17 protein-coding genes, 2 rRNA genes and 2 pseudogenes are annotated in these 20,594 nt (G+C 61.0%); 16 read left to right on the top strand and 5 right to left on the bottom strand.

Features of this window, described 5'->3' with window-relative positions; translation table 11 throughout:
* Window positions 1-2: 2 nt before the first annotated feature.
* From rrf (AACY42_RS24660) to pgaD, 8 genes are all read left to right on the top strand, one after another.
* Window positions 3-118 (top strand): 5S ribosomal RNA (rrf, locus tag AACY42_RS24660).
* 107 nt (window positions 119-225) lie between these two features.
* Window positions 226-341, top strand: a 5S ribosomal RNA gene (gene rrf, locus AACY42_RS24655).
* Window positions 342-515: 174 nt separating this feature from the next.
* Window positions 516-1,151 (top strand): NADH:ubiquinone oxidoreductase subunit N, encoded by a 636-nt coding sequence (locus AACY42_RS24650; protein ID WP_339482917.1) that lies wholly within the window; start codon window positions 516-518, stop codon window positions 1,149-1,151.
* A 158-nt stretch (window positions 1,152-1,309) separates the two neighbouring features.
* Window positions 1,310-2,815: a YdgA family protein gene (locus AACY42_RS24645; RefSeq protein WP_339482915.1), complete on the top strand. Its 1,506-nt coding sequence runs from the start codon at window positions 1,310-1,312 to the stop codon at window positions 2,813-2,815.
* Window positions 2,816-3,064: 249 nt separating this feature from the next.
* Window positions 3,065-5,545, top strand: a complete 2,481-nt coding sequence (pgaA, locus tag AACY42_RS24640) for a poly-beta-1,6 N-acetyl-D-glucosamine export porin PgaA (protein WP_339482913.1) — start codon at window positions 3,065-3,067, stop codon at window positions 5,543-5,545.
* Window positions 5,546-5,557: 12 nt separating this feature from the next.
* On the top strand, window positions 5,558-7,555 hold the full coding sequence (gene pgaB / locus AACY42_RS24635; protein ID WP_339482911.1) for a poly-beta-1,6-N-acetyl-D-glucosamine N-deacetylase PgaB: 1,998 nt from the start codon (window positions 5,558-5,560) through the stop codon (window positions 7,553-7,555).
* A 1-nt stretch (window position 7,556) separates the two neighbouring features.
* Window positions 7,557-8,912, top strand: coding sequence for a poly-beta-1,6-N-acetyl-D-glucosamine synthase (gene pgaC, locus AACY42_RS24630; protein WP_339482910.1), 1,356 nt, complete (start codon window positions 7,557-7,559; stop codon window positions 8,910-8,912).
* On the top strand, window positions 8,909-9,415 hold the full coding sequence (gene pgaD / locus AACY42_RS24625) for a poly-beta-1,6-N-acetyl-D-glucosamine biosynthesis protein PgaD (protein ID WP_339482908.1): 507 nt from the start codon (window positions 8,909-8,911) through the stop codon (window positions 9,413-9,415). The genes pgaC and pgaD overlap by 4 nt, the downstream gene beginning before the upstream one ends.
* 55 nt (window positions 9,416-9,470) lie before the next feature.
* Here pgaD and AACY42_RS24620 read toward each other — a convergent pair.
* Window positions 9,471-11,001, bottom strand: a pseudogene (locus AACY42_RS24620) (FAD-dependent oxidoreductase).
* A gap of 139 nt (window positions 11,002-11,140) precedes the next feature.
* Between AACY42_RS24620 and AACY42_RS24615 the strand changes: the two are divergent.
* The 3 genes from AACY42_RS24615 (at window position 11,141) to AACY42_RS24605 (ending at window position 13,395) form a co-directional block, all read left to right on the top strand.
* The gene (locus tag AACY42_RS24615; protein WP_339482907.1) at window positions 11,141-11,704 is read left to right on the top strand and encodes a YbhB/YbcL family Raf kinase inhibitor-like protein; all 564 of its coding nucleotides are present in this window, start codon (window positions 11,141-11,143) and stop codon (window positions 11,702-11,704) included.
* 155 nt (window positions 11,705-11,859) lie between these two features.
* Complete coding sequence (locus AACY42_RS24610) at window positions 11,860-12,042, top strand: hypothetical protein (protein WP_339482905.1); 183 nt, start codon at window positions 11,860-11,862, stop codon at window positions 12,040-12,042.
* Window positions 12,043-12,081: 39 nt separating this feature from the next.
* Window positions 12,082-13,395 (top strand): MFS transporter, encoded by a 1,314-nt coding sequence (locus tag AACY42_RS24605; RefSeq protein ID WP_339482904.1) that lies wholly within the window; start codon window positions 12,082-12,084, stop codon window positions 13,393-13,395.
* 9 nt (window positions 13,396-13,404) lie between these two features.
* On the opposite strand, the pseudogene AACY42_RS24600 reads toward AACY42_RS24605, so the two are convergent.
* The 4 genes and pseudogenes from AACY42_RS24600 to AACY42_RS24585 form a co-directional block, all read right to left on the bottom strand.
* Window positions 13,405-13,827 (bottom strand): annotated as a pseudogene (locus AACY42_RS24600) (substrate binding domain-containing protein); the annotation flags it as partial.
* Between the two features lie 96 nt (window positions 13,828-13,923).
* Window positions 13,924-14,577 carry a DUF799 domain-containing protein gene (locus AACY42_RS24595; protein ID WP_116643461.1) on the bottom strand — a complete coding sequence of 218 codons (654 nt, stop codon included), beginning with the start codon at window positions 14,575-14,577 and terminating at the stop codon, window positions 13,924-13,926.
* Window positions 14,574-14,930 (bottom strand): DUF4810 domain-containing protein, encoded by a 357-nt coding sequence (locus tag AACY42_RS24590; RefSeq protein ID WP_339482902.1) that lies wholly within the window; start codon window positions 14,928-14,930, stop codon window positions 14,574-14,576. The genes AACY42_RS24595 and AACY42_RS24590 overlap by 4 nt, the downstream gene beginning before the upstream one ends.
* 29 nt (window positions 14,931-14,959) lie before the next feature.
* Window positions 14,960-15,583 carry a CsgG/HfaB family protein gene (locus tag AACY42_RS24585; RefSeq protein WP_162493981.1) on the bottom strand — a complete coding sequence of 208 codons (624 nt, stop codon included), beginning with the start codon at window positions 15,581-15,583 and terminating at the stop codon, window positions 14,960-14,962.
* A 410-nt stretch (window positions 15,584-15,993) separates the two neighbouring features.
* On the opposite strand from AACY42_RS24585, the gene AACY42_RS24580 reads away from it, so the two are divergent.
* The 5 genes from AACY42_RS24580 to AACY42_RS24560 all read left to right on the top strand — a co-directional run bounded on the left by AACY42_RS24580 (window position 15,994) and on the right by AACY42_RS24560 (window position 20,593).
* On the top strand, window positions 15,994-16,575 hold the full coding sequence (locus AACY42_RS24580; protein WP_339482900.1) for a hypothetical protein: 582 nt from the start codon (window positions 15,994-15,996) through the stop codon (window positions 16,573-16,575).
* A gap of 176 nt (window positions 16,576-16,751) precedes the next feature.
* Window positions 16,752-18,425 (top strand): vWA domain-containing protein, encoded by a 1,674-nt coding sequence (locus tag AACY42_RS24575; RefSeq protein ID WP_339482899.1) that lies wholly within the window; start codon window positions 16,752-16,754, stop codon window positions 18,423-18,425.
* A gap of 109 nt (window positions 18,426-18,534) precedes the next feature.
* Window positions 18,535-19,107: an RNA polymerase sigma factor gene (locus AACY42_RS24570; RefSeq protein WP_339482898.1), complete on the top strand. Its 573-nt coding sequence runs from the start codon at window positions 18,535-18,537 to the stop codon at window positions 19,105-19,107.
* Window positions 19,104-19,721 carry a hypothetical protein gene (locus tag AACY42_RS24565; RefSeq protein WP_339482897.1) on the top strand — a complete coding sequence of 206 codons (618 nt, stop codon included), beginning with the start codon at window positions 19,104-19,106 and terminating at the stop codon, window positions 19,719-19,721. The genes AACY42_RS24570 and AACY42_RS24565 overlap by 4 nt, the downstream gene beginning before the upstream one ends.
* Before the next feature lie 173 nt (window positions 19,722-19,894).
* A complete protein-coding gene (locus AACY42_RS24560; RefSeq protein WP_339482895.1) occupies window positions 19,895-20,593 on the top strand; it encodes a hypothetical protein in 699 nt (232 codons plus the stop codon).
* Window position 20,594 lies beyond the last annotated feature (1 nt).

The raw sequence follows: 20,594 nt of genomic DNA, 5'->3' as shown, positions 1-20,594 counted from the left end.
TTCTTGACGACCATAGAGCATTGGAACCACCTGATCCCATCCCGAACTCAGCAGTGAAACGATGCATCGCCGATGGTAGTGTGGGGTTTCCCCATGTGAGAGTAGGTCATCGTCAAGATTAAATTCCGAAACCCCTATCTGCTGACGCAGGTAGGGGTTTTGTTTTTAGTAGAAGTCATCGATTTTACCGAAACGTTGCTGTTGAACGGGTCGGTCACAGAATTTCTTGACGACCATAGAGCATTGGAACCACCTGATCCCATCCCGAACTCAGCAGTGAAACGATGCATCGCCGATGGTAGTGTGGGGTTTCCCCATGTGAGAGTAGGTCATCGTCAAGATTGAATTCCCAGAACCCCTGTCTGCATCAGCAGCCAGGGGTTTTGTCGTTTTTGGCCGGTAATCGGATCAAGCCCCTGATGCCCCGGCAAACCCCCGATACCGTTGCTATGCTGTGATAGTCGGCCTTTGGCGACCAAGGGCCCGCGACGTCACTGGTCATGGGGATTCCAATAATGAAAAGCCCTTATGCTCCCGGCTTCTGGTGCGCCATTGCGGCTTTGTTGCTGCTTTCGGCCACTTATTTTTATGGCGTCATGCTCACTCACCAGATCGACAAAGCGCTGTTGTTCCTCGATAGCGCGGCGGCGTTGATCGGCGTGATATCCATTGCAATCGTGGCCTGGGCATCGCTCCAGGGTCAGCGCATCAAGAAAAAACACCTTGAACAAGGTAAGACGCTGGTGCTGATTTGGGACACCAAGGTTGCGCTGCGACGTGTCGAAACGGTGTTTGACCGTTATTTCTGGGGCAGCTATTGGCAGCCTGGCCGCACGTTTCAGGAAGTCATGGGGGAGCTCACCGGTACCCCGCTGGAAAAGAGCCTGGAAGCCCTGAAAACCCAATGCGCAGCCTTGGACAAGCAAGTTACCCAGGACGGCTGGCATTGGCTCAACAACGCCCGAGAGTTGTGTGACGTAGCTAACGCCATGGCCCGTGAGCGCTATCAGCTGGACTTCTGCGATTCGCGCGCGGACTCATCGGGTGCGGCGGTGATCAATCGCGATTTCGAAGTGCTGGTGTACACCTGGACGGCCCGCCTCAAGACTTTCGACCATCAACTTGACGAGATCGAAGTCCAATATTCGTAGACCTCCTCGCAAGAAAACGTTTTTCCCCCTTTAAACATTGGGCCCGCACGGGTGCCTGATGGTAATCTCCCCACCTCTTTTACGGCGTCGAGCCACACCCTTTGCGGGTCAGGGAAGACGACGACTTTTTTCAACCATGGATATCGATCGGGTCACTCATGAATAAATCAGCAAGCATACTTCTAGGAATCGTTGTGGCTGTCGGTGCTGTCAGCGCGGGCGGCGCCTGGTACACCGGGACCAAACTCGAAGGTGTGTTGACGAATGCTGTTGCCGATAGCAACAAACAGATGCAAACAGCCTTGGCCGGGTCTAATAGCACTGCCACCCTGGAGCTGGTGTCCATGGATCGTGGAACGTTCAGCAGCACCGCACACTACCGCCTCAAGGGCGAGGGCGAGATATTCGGTGGCGAGCCGGTTGAGCTGCTCTTCGTCGATCAGATCGAACACGGCCCACTGCCATTTTCGCGTTTGATAACGCTCAAATGGCTGCCGGTCATGGCCACCAGTCACACCGCCCTTGAGCGCAATCCGCTGACTGACAAGTGGTTCGCCGCCACCAAGGACCAATCGCCGCTCAAAGGTGTGGTCAACCTGGGATACGACCAATCCATCAATGGCACCTACGAGCTGCTGCCCGTGGATACCAAGCTGGATGAGCAATCCCAGCTCACCTTCTCCGGTCTTAAAATCGACCTGTCCGCCAGCGCCCAGGCACAGAAGGTCAAGGCCGACGGCTATATGGACAGCTTCAAGCTGACCACCGTCGCCGAAGACCAGACTCCCGTGCAGGTTGAGCTCAATGGCCTGACATTGGCGAGTAACTTGAGCAAAAGCTCCTACGGTTACTACATGGGTGACAACACCCTGCTGCTGAGCAGCACCAAGGCCACCTTTGGTGAGCCGAAATCGGTGCTGGGCCTGAAGAATTTCGAGATGAAGAACAGCAGCACCGAGAGTGGTACCAGCGCTTCGGGGCGTGCCGATTACAAGATCGGTGAATTGTCGTTCAACGACAAGACCATTGGTTCGGCGCAGATGGCTGTCAGTCTGAAGAACCTGGACATCCCGGCCACCATGTCGCTGATGCAGATTTACCAGACCAAGCTGCAACCTTACGAAAAAGCTGCCGCCGAGGCCGTTGCAGCCGGTGAGCCGGCGCCAGAGCTGAGCCTGACCGAAGCCGAAGAGGCGCAGGTCAAGGCCGATCTGGAGAAACTCCTGGCCGGCGCCCCGCAAGTGGCTTTGGAAAATCTGTCCTTCAACACCGCCAACGGTGAAAGCCGTGCCAGCCTGATCGTTGATCTGGCCAAGCCGCAGTCCATGGACCTGCCACCGGAAGAGTTGGGCCGTCAGTTGCTCGCCCTGCTGGATTTCAACCTCAAGGTTTCCAAGCCGATGCTGGTGGACCTGATGACCGTGCAGGCACAGATGGAAGGCCAGACCGATGCCAAGCTGATCGCCGATCAGGCCACCGCCACCAGCGATATGTTCAGCGCCATGGCCGTCGGTACTCAACTGGCGACCCTCGACGGCAACGATGTCGTCACCAAATTGCACTACGCCAACAACCTGGTCGACTTCAACGGCCAGAAGATGACCGTTGAGCAATTCTCGGCATTTGTGATGAGCAAACTGGGCGGTGGCGTCGCCATCCAGTAAGGCGTTCAAGTCACATCCCAGAACCCGGCCCGTGCATGACGCATGGCCGGGTTTTTTTACGCCCATCGGACAGCTCTGCTGCGCCGAAATCTGTAGCGATTCTGAATAATTGTGGCGTTCCTGAAGATGACCCGCCTGAGAGTGCAAGACTAGGCCCATTAGAGCTTGGCTGGATTCCTTTGATCCGGCTTCCTGTTTGATGGGCAAGGGGGCACTGCGACCCGGCTGGCCATGTAAGGATGCTGACGAATGCCGCGTACTGTGGGTCCTTTTATTCAACGTGGTTTACGACCGTTGTTTCGCGTCGCGCTGTGCAGCCAATTGTGCTGGCCGCTGCTGGCGTTTGCCGATACCGCCTATGACCAGATGGTGTTCGACGCCCGTGCAGGCCATTACACGCCTGCGCTGACCGCGTTGCGCCAAGTGCCGGCTGGCCAGGCCAGCACTGCGCAGATCAGCGACCACCTGCAGATCGCCAGTTGGGCTGGCCTCGACGCCGAGGTGGTGACGGTCTATGAGACCCAGGGCCGCAATCGAGCGCTGCCTGTCCGGGCGCTGACCGCTACGGCTCGCGCCTATCGAAACCTCAAGCGATGGGATTCGGCGGCCGAGCTGTACCGCCAGGCTTTGGTGATCGATCCTCAGAACCCCGACCTGCAACTCGGCCTGGCCTTGACCCAGGCCGATGGCGGCCAGCCCGACGAAGCTGTCGCCCGCGCCAAAGCCATGGTCGCCGCCAAACCGACAGATCCGATGCGTCGACTGGCCCTGGGTTATGCCCTGACCCGCGCCAACAACCCCCACGAAGCGCTGTTCGAATATGACCAGGCCTTCACCCGCGCCGGCAACAGCCCAGAGATTGCCCGCGAATACATCTATGCCCTGCAACGCGCGCGACTGCCCGAGCCGGCGCTGCGCCTGGCGCGTCTGCAGCCGGGCCTGATCGACCGTGGCGTGCTGCGTCGCCTGGAGGGGGACGTAGCCGCCGAACGGGTGCGCCTGGCAGACATGGCTAGTCGCAGTGAACAGGAGCGCTTCGTCATTGCCGACCGCGCCTTGGCCGACTACGACAAGTTGCTCGCTACCTGGACCCCGGTGGCAGAGGCCCATGACGACGTACTCCGTTGGCGCATCGATCGCATGGGGGCTCTCAATGCCCGCGCCCGTCGGGCTGAAGTGATTGCCGAATACCAGAAGCTGATCGCCGAAGGCGTGAGCATTCCCACGTATGCCCTGCGTTGGGTGGCGTCTTCCTACCTGGAACAGCGTGAGCCGGAAATCGCCGTCGATCTGTACCGCCAAGTACTGGCGGCGCCGGATGCTGATCCTGCGGAGCGCTTTGAGGACGGCACCGCGCTCTACTACGCGTTGCTGGAAAGTGAAAAATCCGAAGAGGCCCGCGCACTGGCCGAAGACATGGCGAAAGCCCAGCGTCCGCGTATCGAGCTCAAGGGTCTGCCGATCGGCAACCCCAACGATGAGTGGATGGACGCCCAGCAACTCGCCGCCCAGGCCGGCACGTACGGCGCCGACCTGTCTTCTGCCGAGGCGCGCCTGGAAACGCTGGTCAACCAAGGCCCCGGCAACACCGGCATGCGCCTGGCCCAAGCCGATCTGTTCCAGGTCCGTGACTGGCCGCGCCGTGCGGAAAATCTGCTCAAGGAAGTCGAGACCACGATCCCGCGCAGCCGTGACCTGGAAATCGCCCAGGCCCGCGCAGCCATGGATTTGCAGGAATGGCGGCAGATGGATGCACTGACCGACGACGTGGTCGCCCGCTATCCGGAAAACGCCCATGCCAAACGCTTGCAACGCCAACGCGACGTGCACGACATGGCTGAACTGCGCATCGAGGCCTACACCGGCAAGAGCTATGGCGGTGGTAACGGTGGCGCCGGTGCCGTCACTGGCAGTCGGGACTTTGGAGTCGAGACGCTGCTCTACAGCCCGCCTATTGATGAAGACTGGCGGCTATTCGGCGGTGCCGGCTACGCCACCGGTGATTTCGAGGAAGGCACCGGCCACCACCGCTGGCAGCGTCTGGGTGTGGAGCGTCGCACCCGGGACATGACGTTGGAAGCCGAGATATCCAATCATTCCTATGGCTCAGGTGACAAGCAGGGCGCGCGCCTGGCCGTGGCCCGGGACATCGACGACCACTGGCAGTACGGCGCTAGCCTGGATTATCTCTCGGCCAATACCCCGTTGCGGGCGCTCAACAGCGGCATTCGCGCTAACGGCGGTAGCGGCTTCGTACGCTGGCGCGCCAATGAAAGTCGCGAGTGGCGACTGGCTGTCAGCCCGTCCCATTTCAGCGATGGCAACAACCGCCTCGAAGCCCAGCTGACCGGTCGTGAAGGCATCTACAGCACACCGCGTGTGCAAGTGGAGCTGGGTCTGGAAGTGGGTGCCAGCCGTAACAGCGGCTCCAACGAAGTGCCTTATTTCAACCCGAAATCGGACTTCAGCGTCATGCCGACCGTGAGCGCCAACCACGTGTTGTACCGCCGCTACGAGACCGCGTGGAGCCAGCAGTTCCAGATCGGTGCTGGCACCTACAGCCAGCGCGACCACAACACCGCGGCCGTGGGATTGCTCAGCTACGGCCAGCGTTTCATCTGGAACGACGTGCTGGAGACAGGCGCCGCGCTGAGTTGGCTCAACCGCCCCTACGACGGCGATCGTGAAAGCGATCTGCGCCTGCTTGTCGACCTCACCTATCGCTTCTAGAAGAGTTTGAAAATGCCTGTCATTTCGCGATTCATCCTTCTGCTGGGGGCTTTGCTGATCAGCGCTTGTGCCCAGCAAGCCCCGGCGTTCACGCCGCCCTCGCAGCGCCCGCTGGCGGCCAATGACGCCCCGTGGCCCAAGAACCATGTGCTCGGCATCGCCTACCACGATGTCGACGACCGGGACCCGGACCAAGCGCTAGTGGCCGTGCGTACCGAACGCCTGATCGAACAGCTGGCGTGGCTGCGGGAAAACAACTACCAGCCGGTCACCGTGGATCAGATCATCACGGCCCGCAATGGCGGCCCGGAACTGCCGCCGCGTGCGGTGCTGCTGAGTTTCGACGACGGCTACTCAAGCTTCTATACCCGCGTCATGCCCATTCTGCGCGCCTATAATTGGCCGGCGATCCTCGCCCCGGTCGGCAGTTGGGTGGACACGCCGCTGAATCAAACGGTGGATTTCGCCGGGGTACCGCGCAAGCGTTCCGAGTTCCTGACCTGGGAGCAGATTCGCGAGGTTTCCAAATCGGGCCTGGTGGAAATCGCCGCCCACACCGATGCCAACCACAAAGGCATCCTCGCCAACCCGCAAGGCAACCAGCAACCCGCCGCGACCACCCGCCGCTATGACCCCGTCACCCGTAGCTATGAGACCGAAGCCGACTTCCAGACCCGCCTACGCAAGGACGTGGTGGCCATTTCCGAGAAAGTTCGCAAGGTCACCGGCTACAGCCCGCGCGTCTGGGTTTGGCCTTACGGTGAAGCCGACGGTACCGCGTTGCAGGTGATTGGCAGCGAGGGCTATCAAATGGCCCTGACCCTGGAGGACGGTCTCGACAGCCTGGGCAACCTGATGAGTGGTCCTCGCTTCCTGGTGGCGTCCGATCCGGATGGCGCCCACTTCGCCGAAAGCGTCGTGTCCGTGCAGACGGTTGGCCCGATGCGCGTGGTGCATGCCGATCTGGATTATGTCTACGATCCGGACCCGGTGCAGCAGGAAGCCAATGTCGGCCAGTTGGTCCAGCGCATTGCCGACCTGGGCGCCAATACAGTGTTCCTGCAAGCCTTCGCCGATCCGAAAGGCGACGGCCTCGTGCATTCGTTGTACTTCCCCAACCGTCACCTGCCGGTACGCGCCGACCTGTTCGATCGGGTGGCATGGCAGTTGCGCACCCGGGCCAACACCAAGGTCTATGCCTGGATGCCGGTGCTCAGTTTCGCCCTGGACGCGAAGCTTTCGCGGGTACAGCGTTGGGATCCGGAAACCGGTAAGACGGGTGTTGCCCCGGACCAGTACGTGCGCTTGTCGCCGTTCGACCCGAACGTGCGCAAGGTCATCGGCGAGATCTACGAAGACCTGGCGCGGATGAGCTCGTTGGAAGGCGTTTTGTACCATGACGACGCGGTGTTCTCCGACTTCGAGGATGCCAGCCCTGCGGCCCTGAAAGTCTATGCCGCCAACGGCCTGCCGACGTCCATCGCCACCCTGCGGGCCGATCCTGCGGCGATGCAACGCTGGACCCGCTTCAAGAGCCGCTATCTCATCGACTTCACCCATGAGCTGACCGCCAAGGTCCGGGCGATTCGTGGCCCGCAGGTTCGCACCGCGCGCAATATCTTTGCCGAACCGATGCTCAATCCTGACAGCGAAGCCTGGTTCGCCCAGAACCTCGACGACTTTCTCGGCGCCTATGATTGGACGGCGCCAATGGCCATGCCGCTGATGGAAAACCAGACCCTCCAGCAATCCGGCCCCTGGCTCGATCGCCTGGTGGACACGGTCAAGGCTCGCCCCGGCGCGCTCAAGCGCACGGTGTTCGAATTGCAGGCCCGGGACTGGCACAGCAAGCCGGTCAGCGACATCGACGGTGAACAATTGGCCGACTGGATGGGGCGCCTCAAGCGCAAAGGCGTGACCAGTTTCGGCTACTACCCGGACAACTTCATCGAAGACCAGCCTGCTGTGAAGGTCGTGCGGCCGGCGCTCTCCAACAAGTGGAATCCTTGACATGCTCGACAGACTGCTCGCTCTGCTGGTGCTGGCGATCGTCCTTGGGGTGCCCCTGGGCCTGATCTTCCTGGTCACCGGGCAATTCCTGATGGACTTCGTGTTCTTTTACCCGCTGTTCATGTCCGGGCTGTGGATCGCCGGCGGCTTGTACTTTTGGCTGCACTGGGAGCGCCACTGGCCGTGGAAGGACGACACCTTGCCACCGCCCCTGGCCGGCGAGCCATTGATCAGCATCCTGATCCCGTGCTTCAACGAAGGCGATAACGTCGCCGACACCATTCACGCGGCGCTGGGCCAGCATTACCCGAACATCGAAGTCATTGCCATCAACGACGGCTCCAAGGACAACACCGCCCAGATGCTCGATCAGCTGGCAGCGCAAGACCCGCGCCTGCGCGTCCTGCACCTGGCAGAAAACCAGGGCAAGGCCGTGGCCCTGCGCATGGGCGCCATCGCGGCGCGCAGCGAATACCTGGTGTGCATCGACGGTGACGCGCTGCTGGCGCCGAACACCTGTGCCTACCTGGTGGCGCCGATGCTGGACAACGCCCGCCTCGGTGCGGTGACCGGTAACCCGCGCATCCGCACCCGTTCGACCCTGGTGGGCCGGGTCCAGGTTGGCGAGTTCTCCTCGATCATTGGCTTGATCAAGCGCACCCAGCGGGTTTTCGGGCGGATTTTCACCGTGTCCGGCGTGATCGTCGCATTCCGGCGCACGGCCCTGCACCGGGTTGGCTATTGGAGCCCGGACATGATCACCGAAGACATCGACATCAGTTGGAAGCTACAACTGGATCACTGGAGCATCTTCTACGAGCCACGCGCCCTGTGCTGGATCCTCATGCCAGAAACCCTGCGCGGCCTGTGGCGGCAACGGCTGCGCTGGGCCCAGGGTGGCGCCGAGGTGTTGTTCAAAAACATCCGTGGCATCTGGCAATACCGCCACCGCTACCTGTGGCCGCTGTTGTTCGAATATTGCCTGTCCACCGGTTGGGCGTTCACGTTCCTGCTGTCGGTGATTTTCTGGGGCGCCGGCAAATTTGTCGAAATGCCCGCTGCCATTGCCGTGGATAACCTGATGCCGCCGGCCTTCACCGGGCTGTTGCTGGCGGTGGTGTGCATGCTGCAATTCGCGGTGAGCATCCTGATCGATCGGCGTTACGAAAAAGGCCTGTGGCACATCATGTTCTGGGTGATCTGGTACCCGTTGGTGTTCTGGTTGATCAGCTTGTTCACCACGCTGGTGAGTTTTCCAAAAGTGTTGTTTGGACAGCATCAGCAGCGTGCACGCTGGGTCAGCCCGGATCGCGGCATCAAACCGTTCGATGATGAAGAAGAGGAAGTGATCCGATGAAAATTATCAGGACCCGGCAACGGCCTTTTCTAGTGCTCATCGACGCGTTTTTCACCGTACTGGCGTGGGTGGGGCTGTTGTACTTGCTGGTCAATGGGCTGTGGCCGCTGTTTGCGAGTCAGGCCGGTCCGCGCCCGGGAGGGGCTCTGTTCGATACCCTGGGGACCTTGCAGATTTATGGTTGGATCGCGTTGGTCAACGCGATGCTGTTGATTACCTGGGCGCGTTACCAACAGCGCAAAAGCCGCAGCTTCGCCCAGCGCCGGTCGCCGGCCCCCGTCGTGAATGACCAGGGCTTGAGCGCCAGTTTCAAGTTGACCGACGAGCGCCTGGACACGCTGCGCCAGCCCGGCTCGAAGACTATTCACAACAACCAGGACGGCGACATCAGCCACGTTGTGCCGCACTTCCATTTGCTCAGCTGCGACATGCAGCCATCGCCCCTGGCGCCACAGGAGCGCCCCCGGGTGACTCACCTGCCGGCCGATCACTCCGTGCATTGACGCAAGCCGTGCCGACGCTTTCGCGAGCAAGCCCGCTCCCACAGGGGATTTGGGGCTAGGACGAAAAATCCCGGATCAGCCGCCAAGCCTCGTCCACCGGCAACGGTTGTTTCATGCGTTGGGCCAACGCCGCCATGGCCCGGCCTTCATCACAGGCCACTGCGGCGGCAACGAGGCCGTCCTTGCCCAGCAGGGCGATAAACGGCGGATGCTCGGGCGTGCCCTTGAATTCCACTTCGTCCCAGTGCTCGGCATGGCCAAGGTAGTCGTAGCGTTTGCCGAAGTGATAGGTCCAGAAAAACGGCACGTCCAGATAGTGTTCGTCGCCGCCGAGCATGTTCGCAGCGGCAATGCGGGCCTGTTGCTGAGCCAGGCGCCAATGCTCGATGCGCTGGGGCTGGCCGTTCAGGGGGAAGGTCGCGATATCACCGACGGCCCATAAGCCATCAGTCACTCGCATGCCCGCGTCAACGGACAGTGACTGGTCCTGTTCCCGTGGCAACCCGGCAAAGGGCTCGGTGGCCGGGCGCACGCCGACGCCGATGATCACCAGGTCCGCAGCAACGCGCTGGCCGTTATCCAGCACCACGGCTTCGACCTTGCCCGCCCCCTCGATCTGCGCCGCTTCGCTGTCGGTGCGGTACACCACACCATTGGCCCGGTGTCGGGCCAGGATGGCCTGGCCGACGCTCTCGCTCAATTGTGCGGCGAACGGCACCGGATGTCGGGCCAGGACCGTAACGTCCAGCTCGCGCTTGCGCAGGGACGAGGCGACCTCCATGGCGATGAAACTGTCGCCGATGATCACCGCCTGTTGCCCTGGCCGGACCGTGTCGAGAATCTGTCGGGCGTGGGCGATCGAACGCAGCACGAAGACTTGCGGCAAATCGATGCCGGGCAGTGCTGGCATCTTGGGTACCCCGCCGGTGGCAATGAGCGCGGCGTCGTAGTCCAGGCGCCGGCCATCGGCGAGTTGGATGCGACGAGCATTGGGGTCCAAATGGGTGATCTCGGCGTGGAGCCTTTCGATGTGTTGCTGGGTGAAATAAGTTTCATCGCGCAGCGGCGCCGTCTCGTTGACCGCCATATCGCCGGCCAACACATACTTGCTCAGCACCGTACGGTCGTAGCCGGCTTCAGCTTCGCGGTCGATCATCAGGATTCGCCCGCCAAAACCCTTCTCGCGCAACGCCGCCGCGCAAGCCGTGCCGGCAGCCCCGGCACCGATGATGACAAACGTGCGCGGGTCATCGGCCGGCGGGACTTTATCGGTTGGCAGCGGTTGATCGTCGACCCAGACGTCACCGTCCCGGACCTCGACGTGATAGCGCGCCAGGCTGTCGAGGGCCGGGTTCGCACAGGGCACCGTCTTCAGCCCGGAACGCGGCTTTGTGCCACGGGCAAATCAGCCTTGCGTGGCACACCGCGCCCTTGGCCAGTGGTGCGCCGGCATGCGGGCATTTGCCCTGGAAGGCGCGCACCTGATCGCCGGAGCGCAACAGCAGGATGGACGTGTCGTCGATTTTGACTTCGAGGCCGCGGTCTTCACGAACATCGGCGAAACGGGCGACTTGATGCAGAGACATGGTCATTCTCCGGCGGACGTTTCCCTTTGGAGTCGCAGGGCCGGAACGAGGTTCAGCATAATTGTCACTGCAACCTTGGCAAAGCTGCGGCTATAGTTTGCAAGCCGCCCATGGCCAGACACGCACGAGGTGCCCCGGTATGATCCGATTGAACTCCCTCTTCTCCCCTTGGTTGGCGGCCGTCGCCCTGGTGCTGTGCGCACAAGGGGCTGCCCAGGCCGAAGAGCGTTTTACCCTCAGCATTCCAGGCGTGTCGGACAACCGTCTCTTCACGGCAGCGGCAGCCAGTGACGCCAACACCTGTGGTGGCAAGAACATTTCTCCGGCCCTGAGCTGGAACGCCGGCCCGCCCGGCACCCTCAGCTACGCCATCGTCATGTTGGACCCGGACGGCCAAAAAGGCCAAGGTGTCGACCACTGGATCCACTACGGCATCAAGGCCACTACGCGGCAGGTTCCGACGGGCGCCGGTACCAAGTCCTCGTTGGAAGGCATGAGCGGTATCAACAGCAAGAACACCCACGGCTACATCGGCCCTTGCCCGCCTGTCGGCGACAGCGCTCACCACTACCTGATCCAGCTTTTCGCCCTGGACCTGCCGCCGGAAGCCCTGCCAGCCGACCTCACACGGGCCCAACTGATGGAGAAAATCAAAGGCCACGTCCTGCGCAACAGCAGCGTAGTGCGCCGCTACCACCGCTGACCCGAACAGCACAAAACCCCTGTGGCGAGGGAACTTGCTCCCGCTGGGCGTGAAGCAGCCCCCTACAATGGCGCTGGCGTCCCGCCACAACATTGGCATCACGCGCCAAAAGCGAGCACTATCGAGCCCCTGTTCACTCATGCCGGAGGATGGCGATGACGCAGAAACCCGACGGCATCGCCCGCCTCTTGAACTGCCCCACCAAGGGCGACGAGATGCGCCGTGCCATCGCCCAGAGTCGCAAAGATTTCCTGCCTGTCGACGAGGCTGAAGACGCCGAACACGCCGAGCCAGGGCTGCTGCCGGTTCAACCGGTGATTAATGATCGCGACGACTGAGCCGTCGTTCTCTCTCAAACGTATTGTTCAAATCTGCCTATGACTGCCACCCCTGTTCTACCCAGTGACCGATTCAGCCGATCCGATTACAAGACCCTGGGCCTGGCTGCCTTGGGAGGCGCACTGGAGATCTACGATTTCATCATCTTCGTCTTCTTCGCCCTGACCCTCAGCCAGTTGTTCTTCCCGCCGGAAATGCCCGATTGGCTGCGCTTGCTGCAAAGCTTCGGGATTTTCGCCACCGGCTACCTGGCCCGGCCCCTGGGCGGCATTCTCATGGCGCACTTTGCCGATCGCCTGGGGCGCAAACGCGTGTTCAGCCTGAGCATCCTGATGATGGCCTTGCCGTGCCTGCTCATCGGCGTGATGCCGACCTACGCGCAAATCGGTTACTTCGCACCGTTGCTGTTGCTGGCGCTGCGTATCCTGCAGGGTGCGGCTGTGGGCGGAGAGGTGCCCAGCGCCTGGGTGTTCGTGGCTGAACATGCGCCGCGGCATCATCGCGGCTATGCCCTGGGTTTCCTCCAGGCCGGCCTGACCTTCGGCTACTTGCTGGGTGCCTTGACCGCAACAGCGGTGGCACGGATCTATACGCCGGAAGAAATTCTCGATTACGCCTGGCGCCTGCCGTTCCTGTTGGGGGGCGTCTTCGGCGTGATCGGCGTCTGGCTGCGTCGTTGGCTGAGTGAAACGCCGATCTTCATGGCCCTGCAAGCCAATCGCGAAGGTGCTGCGGAACTGCCGTTGCGCACGGTCCTGCGCGACCACCGCCAGGCCTTGCTGCCCGCCGCCATCCTGACCTGCGTGCTGACCTCTGCCGTGGTGGTGTTCGTGGTCATCACCCCGACCGTGATGCAGAAAAGCTTCGGCATGACCCCCAGCCACACCTTCGCCCTTAGCAGCCTGGGCATCGTGTTCCTGAACATCGGCTGCGTCCTGGCCGGCCTCATCGTCGACCGCATCGGCGCCTGGCGCACGGTCATGCTCTATAGCCTGTTGTTGCCCGTGGGTATCGCCGTGCTCTACGCCAGCCTGATCAGCGGTGGCGCCTGGCTGGGGCTGGCCTACGCCGTGGCCGGGCTGGGTTGCGGCGTGGTCGGCGCGGTGCCTTCGGTGATGGTCAGCCTGTTCCCGCCGAAGATCCGCGTGTCCGGCATCTCGCTCACCTACAACATCGCCTATGCACTGTGGGCCAGCATGACCCCGTTGATGCTGATTGCACTGGTGCCGTGGAGCCCGTGGGTGTGCGTGGCGTATTGCGGGGTAATGGGGGCGGTGGGCGTGGCTGCGGCGGCGTATTTTCCGGGGCGGCATGGGAAGGCTGCGCAGGCGTCATTGGCCTGTGAGTCCTGATCCGGCTGTTCAAACACGCTCGCGCAAAAAATCCACAAGGGCCCGGGTTCGTGCCGAGCGGCGTCGGTCTTGACTGAGCACGGCGCTGATGGGCAGCGCCAGTGGCTGGTAATCGGCAAGCACGGTGCAGACGGTTCCCTGGCGAACATCGGCCGCGAACAACCACTGCGGCGACAGCGAAACGCCTAGCCCCGACAGCACCATTTCCCGAATCGCCTCGCGGCTGTTGCAGGTGACGTTGCCCTTGATCGTGACACTGTGCTGTCGGCCATCCTGGTCGAACCGCCAGAGGTCGTAATGCTCCAGCAGCGTGAACGCCAAACCGTTATGACGAGGCCGATCAGCTGGTACGAGGGGCGTGCCATGCTGTTGCAGATAGGCGGGGCAGGGGTATACCCGGCGCGGGCTATCGCCGAGGGAAATCGCTACCACCGGCACGAACACCAGAATCGAATCGAGCGAATCCTGAGCACTGAAAAGACAGTACCTGGCCACCCAATGGTGGCCAGGCGGTTGATCGCAGATAAATCAATCCGAACCATATTTTGGCGAACGCGGCCCGTACAGGATCCCAGTGCGCTGACCCGCCGACAGCAGACGCGCACTGGTAATACCGGCAATCGGGTGGCCAGCGTCAGTGGAACTGTTGATGATTTGCTTGACCGCCGCAGTGATCAGCATACCAACCAGCCCGCCACCGCTGTTGTTTCCGCCCTCTTCACTGGAGGCGCGAGCCGAGCCGGTCCACAGGGTGATGCCTGTGCGCAGGTCCACCAGCTTGGCCGAAGCGGTGACCGCCGTTTCACTGGAGATCAGCATGTAGCGGGTGCCGTACTCCGTGATAGTGATGTACAGCGCCGCGTCGGCGCCGAAAATCTCATGCAGTTTGGCCGGAGCCACGCCTTGGATGTCATTTGCCGTCGTCAGGCCATTCTGGCGGAAGGTTTCGTCCACCAGTGCAATCGGTAACACGTAGTAACCGGCTTCGGCCAACGGGTAAGTGACTTGAGACACGAGGCTGTAGGACGCTTGCACCTCAGGTGATTCATTGATCGGCGGCAACACCAGGATCGACTTGGGTCGAGCCTGCTTGAAGGCCGAATAGTCAATGGTCTTGGGGGCGGCACAGCCGCCCAGCAACGCCAGGGCCAGCAGGGCGCCCGTCAGTTTCAAAAGGCTCATTTGACGTCTCCGGTCTTGGCGTTCTTGAGCAGCATGTCCATGTATACGGCAGACTCAGGGAACAGCGCCTTCTCGGTGCGTAACTCTTGCACCATCTGGTCATCCTTGCCCATGCTCAGGTACAGCATGCCCAAGTGGGCGTGGTAACCCGGCGGCGCTTTTCGGCCACTGGCGTTGATCTTTTGCAGGTCCCGCTCCAATGCTTCGACCTGGGCTTCCTTGGGCTCACCCTTGAAATATTCGTAGACTTGCGGCTGATAGCTTTCCCATTGATACAAACCCTGAGGCGCCGTCTGGCACCCGGCGACCGTCGCGACTGTCAGCATCAGCGCCAACTTCACTACCTTATTCATCCGTGTACAACTCCTTGAGTACGGGTTATTCAGTTGCGCGGGTTCCAGGCGCCGGCATTGATGCCATCCACCAGGCGGTTGATCGCTTCGCGCATGGCCAGGTCCAGGACTTTGCCATTGAGGGTGGAGTCGTAGCTGGCGGTGCCGCCGAAACCAATGACTTCACGGTTGGACAGGGCATATTCACCGGCGCCCTGAGTGGAATACACCACTTCGGAAGTGCTGATGTTGACCACGTTCAGGTTGACCTTGGCGTAGGCCACCTGGGTCTTGCCGCGACCGAGAATGCCGAACAACTGGCGGTCGCCGGTCTCTTTGCGACCGAACTCGGTCACATCGCCGGTCACTACGTAGTCAGCGCCCTTGAGCTTCTGAGCTGTACCCTTGATCGCGGCTTCCTGGGATATCTCACTCATGTTGTCGCGGTCCAACACGCTGAAGCGGTTGGTCTGCTGCAGGTGGGTGATCAAGATAGTCTTGGCCTGACCGCCAAGACGATCAACACCGTCGGAAAAGATCCCGCGCATGTAACTGGAGCGGTTATCGAACTTGCCCACGGCGATCGGTACGCGCTGGCCGGCATAGGCAATACTGGCGCTGGCGACTTTTTCCACCGGCAGTGCCCGGGAGCTCTCCGAGGCACAACCGGCCATGGTTAGCAGCGCTGCGGCGATCAGGCCCGACAGCAGGATGGGAGACGGTAGTTTCACGTGATGCTCCTGAAGTGAAGAGTCAACAAATTGCAGCAGGTATGCGGGAAAGAATGCTGAGGTCGTCCTTGAAGACGTGATAGCACAATGGCGGCGGGATCTTACGAGGTTCGTATCGCTTCTCAAACTGTTTTCGCTTCAGTGAGGTTTGCCGCAACTGACTTGTCCCGGCAACACCCGTTCTTGAAAGCCCGGGTTTTAGCGATGCCACCCTCAAGGCTATAGAGTTCCGCTTCCTGGATATCGCTGGGGGACCGAGCGCATGCCGTAAGGCCAAACAACTTGAGCGCTCATTCAAACTCCGTAAAATGCAGCCGCCATTATGCCGCTACCTCTCAAGGACGAATTCAAACATGCGAGTTTTTACCCTCTTGCTGGCCCTCTGCCTTATGGCAGGTTGCGCTTCGAGGCCCGATTACTACATCTCCCCTGCGCCGGTGGCGATCCCCGAGACCGCTACCTATTGGATCGACACGTTCAACGTTGAAGTCGTCGGTAAAAACGAACGTTTTCTGCCCGACGAAAAAGTCCGTGACCAGCTCCACACCGACCTGATCGTCCGCCTGCTCGACGGCAATCGTTATGCCTCCAGCAAGGAAACCGCTGACTATCTGCTGGACGTCAACGCCGTCTATGCGCGCCGGATTCAAGACACCCAAGGTGGTCTCATGAACAAGATCGTTGCCGACGGTACGTATCTGGCCAGTGTCGATTTCAATTATCAGGTCAAGGTGAAGAAGGCCGGTGTCGAAGTGCTGCACTTTGCCCAGGCCCGCCAGGGGCTGATGCCGGGTGGGACGATCGGGCAACTTGAGGTCTTGAAAGGCATGACAGGAGCTCTGACGAACAGAGGCAATTCCGATGTCGAGGACTATTACACCGGTCATTTGAGCGGATTCATCGCCGATGATTTGCGGGGCATTCCGTCCCGCTAGCAATACCTGCTACAAGGTGTTGGCGATTGCTCCAATCGCCGTCGCGCCCTGGGCACTTTTGGCTGGCCAGGGCTGTCTTTTCAGCGCATTAAAAAAATTTCCTGGTCGTTAACCCGAACCCCGTGCGCCCTGCGTCTGACCCTGTGTACGAATCATTCATTCACGAGGTTCAGCCCATGTTCCGTCCACATCCCTTTATGCGTCCTGCTGCCCAGGGCTTCGCCGTGACTTTGCTGGTGGCGTTGGCCGGTTGTGGGTTGTCTTCCCGGGAGGCCGCCAAGCCGTCCGAACCGCTGCCTGTGGCGCCCAGCGTTGTGCCGCAAGGCGAGATCGCCGAAGTACGAAAGTCGACGGTCAGGCGCATGCTCATGAAGCCGGCATCGATGCCCGCCCCAAGTGTGGCGAACAATGCAGTTGCCGGGGGGTACCGCGCCGAGCCGCGCGAACAGTACGAAAAGCTGCCGGACAACCCGATTCACAGCGTGGCCGAAACGCCGGTCTCGACCTTCAGCGTGGATGTCGACACCGGCAGCTACGCCAATGTGCGACGGTGGCTCAATCAAGGCAGCCTGCCGCCCGAAGGTGCCGTGCGACTGGAGGAAATGGTCAACTACTTTCCGTATAGCTACGCTCTGCCCACCGACGGTTCGCCCTTTGGCGTGACCACCGAGGTGGCCCCATCGCCGTGGAACCCCCACACTCGCTTGCTGCGCATTGGCATCAAGGCCAGCGATCGCGCCGTGGCGGATCTGGCGCCGGCCAACCTGGTCTTCCTGGTGGACGTTTCCGGTTCCATGGACCGTCGCGAAGGGCTGCCGCTGGTCAAGAGCACGCTGAAACTGCTGGTAGATCAACTGCGCGACCAGGACCGGGTGTCCCTGGTGGTCTATGCCGGTGAGTCCCGGATGGTGCTCAAGCCTACTTCGGGGCGCGACAAGGTGAAGATCCGCAACGCCATCGATCAGTTGAACGCCGGTGGTTCCACGGCGGGCGCCTCGGGTATTGAACTGGCCTACCAGATGGCGCGGGAAAGCTTTATCGACAAGGGCATCAACCGCATTCTGCTGGCCACCGATGGCGACTTCAACGTCGGCATCAGTGACTTCGACAGCCTCAAGCAGATGGCCGTGGACCAGCGTAAAAGCGGCGTCTCCCTGACAACACTGGGTTTCGGTGTGGATAACTACAATGAACACCTGATGGAACAATTGGCTGACGCCGGTGACGGTAACTATGCCTACATCGACAACCTGCTCGAAGCGCGCAAGGTCTTGGTCGACCAGCTCAGTTCCACCTTGGCGGTGGTGGCGCGGGATGTGAAGTTGCAGGTGGAGTTCAATCCCGCCCAAGTCAGCGAATATCGTCTGCTGGGTTATGAGAACCGGGCGCTCAAGCGTGAGGATTTCAACAACGACAAGGTCGATGCGGGTGAGATCGGCGCCGGGCATACGGTGACGGCGTTGTATGAAATTGTCCCGAAAGGCGAGCCGGGCTGGTTGGAGCCGCTGCGCTATGCCAGCACACCCCAGCCGGCGAGTAAGTCAGGAGAATTGGCGATGCTGCGCGTACGCTACAAACCCGCTGAGGGCGGTAGCAGTCGATTGATTGAACATCCGATTGCGGGCGCGCAGGACGAACACAAGGCCAGCGATGACCTGCGTTTCTCGGCCGCCGTGGCCGCCTTCGCCCAGCAGCTCAAGGGGGATGGTCGTTACACTGGGAACATGAGCTTGAAGGACACTGCGCAATTGGCTCGCTCGGCCCGAGGTGACGATCCGTTTGGGCTGCGTGCCGAGTTTGTGCAGTTGGTGGAGCTGGCCAAAAGCCTTGAACCTGCGGCCAAGCGCTGATCCTGGCCACAACGGGGATCAAAATGTGGGAGCGGGCAAGCCCGGCTCCCACAGAGTCCTCTGCAATCGGCAAGACCGTGTTCTACATCGAAAGGAGTTCGTCACCCATATGCCCGCTGTGCTTGATTCTCCCAGCGACGAATCGCTGCTGGCCCGCTACCGCAACGGCGACGGGGCTGCTTTCGAGGCCCTGTACGCCCGCCATCGGCAAGGGCTTTACCGGTTCCTCGTGTCCTTGAGCAACAAGGCCGAACTGGCTGAGGAAGTCTTCCAGGAGACCTGGCTCAGCCTGATTCGCAGTGCCACCGAGCCACAAGGCCGAGCGAGTTTTCGTACCTGGCTGTTCCAGATTGCCCGCAACCGTTTGATCGACCACTGGCGCAAGCACGGCGTCCACAACCCGTTGCACGATAGCTACGACGAGCAGCTTCACGTCCAACCCGACGACACCAGCAGCCCTGAGCAACAGTTGAGCCTGAGTCGCGACCAGGCGCGTCTCGACGCTGCATTGCAGGTCTTGCCCGAAGATCAGCGGGAAGTCTTCCTGCTGCGCCTGCACGGTAACCTGGAGCTGCCACAGATTGCCGCCCTGACCGGCGCCCCACTGGAAACGGTCAAGAGCCGCTTGCGTTACGCCCAGCAGAAATTACATCGACTGCTGGCCGAGGAGGTACCTGCATGATCGACCCCAAACACATCCCGGCCCCTGACGATGAAATGCTGATTGAGCATTTCCGCCAACACGCCAGCGCCGAGCCGCCGGCCTCCCTGGACGCCTTCGTCCTGGCCGCCGCCCGCCGCGAAGCCCCGACGCCCACGCCAAGCCTGTGGCAGCGCTGGCTACAAGCCTGCCAACGGCCGCGCTGGCAAATGGCATTCGCCACGGTCGCCGGCGTGGCGCTGATGATTGGCCTGGTGCTGCGCTCGCCCGTGCCCCACGACGAGCTGGCCGCACCCGCCTCGATGGAGTTTTCCGCCGATCGGCAAGAACCCGCCGTTGCCGCCGCACCGCCGCCGGCCATGCCTGCTCCCGCACCGATCACCCGCATGGCGCCCCAGGGCGAACGGGCCCGAGCCCCGGCAAGCCCGATGCAGTCCTTGGCGGACAAGCCTGCGGCGAAAATGAGCAAATCGGCGCCGGCTGCACTGCCATCGCTGGAGCAGGGCCTGATGGAAATCCTGCGTTTGCGCGAGGCGGGTGAGAGCAAGGCCGCGGATGAGAAACTGCTGGCGCTGCACAAGCGTTTCCCCCAGGAAGACTTGCCGGCGCGGTTGGAGGCGTTGCGAAAGCGTTGAGTGAAACCAACGCATACAAAACTCTCGGTCATAAAGGCCGGGTATTCGAACGTCACTGATTCCAAAAGTTGAAGGGGCACTTGCCAGGCGGACGACACTCGGGAGTCGCGTTACAAATGCAGGCATAGCAGGATCACATGAGCGGAACTATACTCGCCAGCATGAAAAAGCTGATGCTCGAACTCGACGGAACCGACCCTGGCAAGCTCTCTATGGCTCGCTTGACGGATTATCTGTGCGAGCTCGCAGAGCTTTTCGGCTCGCAAGATAATGTTCATTTCGACTCTGTCACCGAAGGTTGCGTTTGCCTGAATACTTGGGTGGAAGACGACAAGTATCCCCACGTCCTGAACAGGGTGCGTGAGGCCGCTCAGGGAGTTGGGCCCAAGCGTGCAAGAAAGGCGTACCTGCAACTCTCTGCATTGATGGAGCAAGATCGAGTGGATGGTGTCTTGCAAGCCGCAGATGCGAACATCCTTCAATTCCCCAAAGCAAAGACCGCTCCCCCTCCCATGGTCGTCATCAAGCAGGGTAGCGTTCAAGGGCGCCTGTATGTCGTTGGTGGAAAGGACGAGACGGTTCCTGTTCGGCTTGAGGGCGCTGGTGGCGAAACTCTTCTTTGTGAAGCCGATACGGTATTGGCTGAACAACTGGGCAAGCTCTTGTTCAAGTATGTTCGCGTTCATGGAAAGGGTGAGTGGGAAAGTCGACCGCATGGCGGCTGGCGGCTGCGAAAAATGTTCATTCAGTCCTACGAGAGGCTTGAAAAAACTTCTTTGCGCAGTGCGGTTACCCAGCTCAAGGAACTGGGTGGTATCACCTGGAGCGAGATGGATGATCCCCATGGAACGATTCAGAACCTAAGGGGATGAG

The sequence above is a fragment of the Pseudomonas sp. RL_5y_Pfl2_73 genome (assembly GCF_963970515.1).
Classification (GTDB): Bacteria; Pseudomonadota; Gammaproteobacteria; order Pseudomonadales; family Pseudomonadaceae; genus Aquipseudomonas.
The sequence above is the reverse complement of the archived record's forward strand: the minus strand, read 5'-3'. Positions and strand labels throughout refer to the sequence as shown.

Coding starts and splice junctions, on each gene's coding strand:
- AACY42_RS24575 (WP_339482899.1), top strand. CDS start 16,752: ATGTTCCGTCCACATCCCTTTATGCGTCCTGCTGCCCAGGGCTTCGCC.
- AACY42_RS24590 (WP_339482902.1), bottom strand. CDS start 14,930: ATGAATAAGGTAGTGAAGTTGGCGCTGATGCTGACAGTCGCGACGGTC.
- AACY42_RS24560 (WP_339482895.1), top strand. CDS start 19,895: ATGCTCGAACTCGACGGAACCGACCCTGGCAAGCTCTCTATGGCTCGC.
- AACY42_RS24595 (WP_116643461.1), bottom strand. CDS start 14,577: ATGAGCCTTTTGAAACTGACGGGCGCCCTGCTGGCCCTGGCGTTGCTG.
- AACY42_RS24570 (WP_339482898.1), top strand. CDS start 18,535: ATGCCCGCTGTGCTTGATTCTCCCAGCGACGAATCGCTGCTGGCCCGC.
- AACY42_RS24585 (WP_162493981.1), bottom strand. CDS start 15,583: ATGGCCGGTTGTGCCTCGGAGAGCTCCCGGGCACTGCCGGTGGAAAAA.
- AACY42_RS24605 (WP_339482904.1), top strand. CDS start 12,082: ATGACTGCCACCCCTGTTCTACCCAGTGACCGATTCAGCCGATCCGAT.
- AACY42_RS24580 (WP_339482900.1), top strand. CDS start 15,994: ATGCGAGTTTTTACCCTCTTGCTGGCCCTCTGCCTTATGGCAGGTTGC.
- AACY42_RS24615 (WP_339482907.1), top strand. CDS start 11,141: ATGATCCGATTGAACTCCCTCTTCTCCCCTTGGTTGGCGGCCGTCGCC.
- pgaD (WP_339482908.1), top strand. CDS start 8,909: ATGAAAATTATCAGGACCCGGCAACGGCCTTTTCTAGTGCTCATCGAC.
- pgaA (WP_339482913.1), top strand. CDS start 3,065: ATGCCGCGTACTGTGGGTCCTTTTATTCAACGTGGTTTACGACCGTTG.
- AACY42_RS24610 (WP_339482905.1), top strand. CDS start 11,860: ATGACGCAGAAACCCGACGGCATCGCCCGCCTCTTGAACTGCCCCACC.
- pgaC (WP_339482910.1), top strand. CDS start 7,557: ATGCTCGACAGACTGCTCGCTCTGCTGGTGCTGGCGATCGTCCTTGGG.
- AACY42_RS24650 (WP_339482917.1), top strand. CDS start 516: ATGAAAAGCCCTTATGCTCCCGGCTTCTGGTGCGCCATTGCGGCTTTG.
- pgaB (WP_339482911.1), top strand. CDS start 5,558: ATGCCTGTCATTTCGCGATTCATCCTTCTGCTGGGGGCTTTGCTGATC.
- AACY42_RS24645 (WP_339482915.1), top strand. CDS start 1,310: ATGAATAAATCAGCAAGCATACTTCTAGGAATCGTTGTGGCTGTCGGT.
- AACY42_RS24565 (WP_339482897.1), top strand. CDS start 19,104: ATGATCGACCCCAAACACATCCCGGCCCCTGACGATGAAATGCTGATT.